Annotated in this window: 4 protein-coding genes; all 4 read left to right on the top strand. The window is 71.8% G+C overall.

Annotated features, from left to right (window positions below):
* The first annotated feature begins 163 nt into the window (after window positions 1-163).
* On the top strand, window positions 164-1,087 hold the full coding sequence (locus AAHZ94_RS29390; RefSeq protein WP_349996708.1) for an ABC transporter permease: 924 nt from the start codon (window positions 164-166) through the stop codon (window positions 1,085-1,087).
* Window positions 1,080-2,105 (top strand): ABC transporter permease, encoded by a 1,026-nt coding sequence (locus AAHZ94_RS29385; RefSeq protein WP_349996707.1) that lies wholly within the window; start codon window positions 1,080-1,082, stop codon window positions 2,103-2,105. Before AAHZ94_RS29390 ends, AAHZ94_RS29385 begins: the two co-directional genes overlap by 8 nt.
* Window positions 2,106-2,149: 44 nt before the next feature.
* The gene (locus AAHZ94_RS29380; RefSeq protein WP_349996709.1) at window positions 2,150-3,151 is read left to right on the top strand and encodes an ABC transporter ATP-binding protein; all 1,002 of its coding nucleotides are present in this window, start codon (window positions 2,150-2,152) and stop codon (window positions 3,149-3,151) included.
* The coding region (locus tag AAHZ94_RS29375) for an ABC transporter ATP-binding protein (protein WP_349996705.1) at window positions 3,141-4,280 on the top strand (1,140 nt) is incomplete at its 3' end. The genes AAHZ94_RS29380 and AAHZ94_RS29375, both read left to right, overlap by 11 nt.

Below are 4,280 nucleotides of genomic sequence, written 5' to 3'. Positions count from 1 at the left end.
GGGGGGGGGGGCCCCCCCGCGCGGGGGGGGGGGGCGCGCCCCCCCCCGGGGCCCCCCCCGCCCCCCGCCCCCCCCGGCCCCGGGGGGGCGGGGAGCCGGGAGCCGGAAGCCGTCCGCCGCCGCGTGACCCCCCTCGCCGCACCATCACCCCCCGGAGCCAGCCATGGGACGCTATGTGATCCGGCGGTTGTTGCAGATGATCCCGGTGTTCATCGGCAGCACGTTCCTGATCTTCTTCATGGTGTACGCGCTCGGCGACCCGGTGGCCGCGCTCTTCGGCGACCGGGCGCCCGATCCCGCCACCGCCGCCCAGATCCGCAAGGACCTCTACCTCGACGAGCCCCTGTGGAAGCAGTACCTGCACTACATGGGGCAGATCTTCCAGGGCGACTTCGGCACCGCCTTCAACGGCCAGCCGGTCAGTGAACTCATGGCCGACGCCTGGCCGGTGACCGTACGGCTGACGCTGGTCGCCGTCGCCTTCGAGATCCTCATCGGCATCACGCTCGGTGTCCTCAGCGGACTGCGCAGGGGCCGCGCGGTGGACACCACGGTGCTGCTGCTGACCCTCATCGTCATCTCCATCCCCACCTTCGTCAGCGGCTACGTCCTCCAGTACCTGTGCGGCATCAAATGGCAGACCGTCAGCCCCACCGTCTCGCCCGACGCACCGCTGAACGAACTCCTGCTGCCCGGCGTCGTCGTCGGCCTGGTCTCCCTCGCCTACGTCACCCGCCTCACCCGCACCTCCATCGCGGAGAACGTACGCGCCGACTACGTCCGCACCGCCACCGCCAAGGGCCTGCCGCGGCACCGCATCATCGTCCGGCACCTGCTGCGCAACTCGCTGATCCCGGTGGTCACCTTCATCGGCACCGACATCGGCGGCCTGATGGGCGGCGCCCTGGTCACCGAGCGGATCTTCAACATCCACGGCGTCGGCTACCAGCTCTACCAGGGCGTACTGCGCCAGAACTCGCCCACCGTGGTCGGCTTCGTCACCGTCCTGGTGCTGGTCTTCCTCGTCGCCAACCTGCTCGTCGACCTCCTCTACGCCGTGCTCGACCCGAGGATTCGCTATGCCTGAACCACCGCACGGGCCCGCCCAGGGCCCACCGCACGGACCCACGGGCGGTGGCCTGCCGCCCGACCCGCACGCGGCCGTCGCCCCCACCGGCGGGCCCGGCCTCGACCTGGCCTCCAGCGAGGCCAGCTCGCTGGAGGGCGGCACGGCGCCGGGCGGGCCGGGGCCCGAGGTGCGCGTCGGCAGCCTGTGGTCGGACGCCTGGCGCGACCTGCGCCGCAACCCGGTCTTCCTGATCTCCGCGCTGATCATCTTGTTTCTGATCGTGATCTCGATCTGGCCCTCGCTGATCGCCAGCGGCAGCCCGTACAAGGCGGACCTCTCCAAGGCCCAGCAGGGCTCGGAGCCCGGTCACCCCTTCGGCTACGACGTGCAGGGCCGCGACCTGTACACCCGCGTCGTCTACGGGGCGCGCGCCTCCATCGTGGTCGGCGTCTGCGCCACCACCGGCGCCGCGCTGCTCGGCAGCCTGCTCGGCGGGCTCGCCGGGTTCTTCGGCGGCTGGGGCGACGCCATCCTGTCCCGGGTCGCCGACGTGTTCTTCGGCATCCCGATCATCCTGGGCGGCCTGGTCTTCCTGTCCGTGATCACCAGCGGCTCGGTGTGGCCGGTGGTCGGCTTCATCGTGCTGCTCGGCTGGCCGCAGATCTCCCGCATCGCCCGCGGCTCGGTCGTCACCGTCAAACAGAACGACTACGTGCAGGCCGCGCGGGCGCTCGGGGCGAGCAACGGCCGGCTGCTGCTGCGGCACATCGCGCCCAACGCCGTCGCCCCGGTCATCGTCGTGGCCACCATCGCGCTCGGCACCTACATCTCGCTGGAGGCCACGCTCTCCTACCTGGGCGTCGGCCTGAAACCGCCCACCGTCTCCTGGGGCATCGACATCTCCGCCGCCTCCACGCACATCCGCAACGCCCCGCACATGCTGCTGTGGCCGGCCGGCGCGCTCAGCATCACGGTGCTGGCCTTCATCATGCTCGGCGACGCGGTGCGCGACGCCCTCGACCCCAAGTTGCGCTGAGGAGACCGCAGGTGACCGTCGTCAACGAGCCAACGCCCAGCCCCATGGACGCCGCAGACCCAGGTGTCCCCCTCCTCGACGTGCGCGACCTCCAGGTCGAGTTCCGGCTGCGGGACGGCGTCGTCAAGGCCGTCAGCGGCGTCAGCTACCAGGTGCGGGCGGGCGAAACGCTCGCCGTGCTCGGCGAGTCGGGCTCCGGCAAGTCGGTCACGGCCCAGGCCATCATGGGCATCCTCGACTCGCCGCCCGGCTACGTCACCGGCGGCCAGGTCCTCTTCCAGGGCCGCGACCTGCTCGCCCTCGGCCGCGACGAACGGCGCAAGGTGCGCGGCTCCCAGCTAGCGATGATCTTCCAGGACGCGCTGTCCGCCCTGAACCCGGTGCTCTCCGTCGGCGCCCAACTCGGCGAGATGTTCCAGGTGCACCGCGGCCTGTCCCGCAAGGACGCCCGCAAGAAGGCCGCCGAACTCATGGACCGGGTCCGCATCCCGGCCGCCGCCCAACGGGTGGGGGACTACCCGCACCAGTTCTCCGGCGGCATGCGCCAACGCATCATGATCGCCATGGCGATGGCGCTCGAACCCGCCCTGATCATCGCCGACGAGCCCACCACCGCCCTGGACGTCACCGTGCAGGCCCAGGTGATGGAGCTGCTGGCGGAGTTGCAGCGCGAAATGCAGATGGGCCTGATCCTCATCACCCACGACCTCGGCGTGGTGGCCGACGTCGCCGACAAGATCGCCGTCATGTACGCGGGCCGCATCGTGGAGACCGCCCCCGTCCACGACCTCTACCGGGCCCCCGCCCACCCGTACACCCGCGGCCTGCTCGACTCCATCCCGCGCCTGGACCAGCGCGGCCAGGAGCTGTACGCGATCAAGGGCCTGCCGCCCAACCTCATGCGCATCCCCGCCGGCTGCCCCTTCCACCCCCGCTGCCCGCGCGCCCGGGACGTGTGCCGCGCCGACCGCCCGCCGCTGTACGAGGTGGCGCCGGGGCGGGCCAGCGCCTGCCACTTCTGGGAGGAGACCCTCAATGACGAGTGAGCCGATCTTGCAGGTACGGGACCTGGTCAAGCACTATCCGCTCACCCAGGGCATCGTCATCAAGCGGCAGATCGGCGCGGTCAAGGCGGTGGACGGGGTCTCCTTCGACCTCGCGCCCGGCGAAACGCTGGGCATCGTCGGCGAGTCCGGCTGCGGCAAGTCCACCGTCGCCAAACTCCTGGTCCACCTCGAACGGGCCACCCGGGGCCAGATCCACTACCGCGGCGAGGACATCAGCCGCCTCTCCGGCCGCGCGCTGAAGGCCGTACGCCGCAACATCCAGATGGTCTTCCAGGACCCCTACACCTCGCTGAACCCGCGGATGACGGTCGGCGACATCATCGGGGAGCCGTACGAGATCCACCCGGAGGTCGCGCCCAAGGGCGACCGGCGCCGCAAGGTGCAGGAACTCCTGGACGTGGTGGGCCTGAACCCGGAGTACATCAACCGGTACCCGCACCAGTTCTCCGGCGGCCAGCGCCAGCGCATCGGCATCGCCCGCGGCCTCGCCCTGCGCCCCGAGATCATCGTGGCCGACGAACCCGTCTCCGCCCTCGACGTCTCCGTACAGGCCCAGGTCGTCAACCTGCTGGAGAAACTCCAGCAGGAGTTCGACCTCAGCTACGTCTTCATCGCCCACGACCTGTCGGTGGTACGGCACATCTCCGACCGGGTCGCGGTCATGTACCTCGGCCGCCTGGTGGAGGTCGGCACCGAGACCGAGATCTACGACCACCCCACCCACCCCTACACCCAGGCGCTGCTCTCCGCGGTCCCGGTCCCCAACCCCGAGGCCCGCGAGACCCGCACCCGCATCCTGCTAGCCGGCGACGTCCCCTCACCCGCCAACCCACCCTCCGGCTGCCGCTTCCGCACCCGCTGCTGGAAGGCCCAGGAGCGTTGCGCCCTGGAAGTCCCCCTCCTGGCGATCCCCGCCCCCTTCCGCGACGTACCGGGCCCGGTGGCCCACGACTCGGCGTGCCACTTCGCGGAGGAGCGGGACGTGGTACCGGCCGGGACGCCGGACCAGGGGGCGGGTGGGGCCACGGGGCCCCGGGGGCCCGGGGGCCCCCCGGGGGGGGGCCCCCCCCCCCCCCCCCCCCCCCCCCCCCCCCCCCCCCCCCCCCCC

The sequence above is a fragment of the Streptomyces sp. HSW2009 genome (assembly GCF_040240285.1).
Classification (GTDB): domain Bacteria; phylum Actinomycetota; class Actinomycetes; order Streptomycetales; family Streptomycetaceae; genus Streptomyces.
This window is presented reverse-complemented; position numbering and strand designations above follow the sequence as displayed.

Coding starts and splice junctions, on each gene's coding strand:
- AAHZ94_RS29390 (WP_349996708.1), top strand. CDS start 164: ATGGGACGCTATGTGATCCGGCGGTTGTTGCAGATGATCCCGGTGTTC.
- AAHZ94_RS29385 (WP_349996707.1), top strand. CDS start 1,080: ATGCCTGAACCACCGCACGGGCCCGCCCAGGGCCCACCGCACGGACCC.
- AAHZ94_RS29380 (WP_349996709.1), top strand. CDS start 2,150: ATGGACGCCGCAGACCCAGGTGTCCCCCTCCTCGACGTGCGCGACCTC.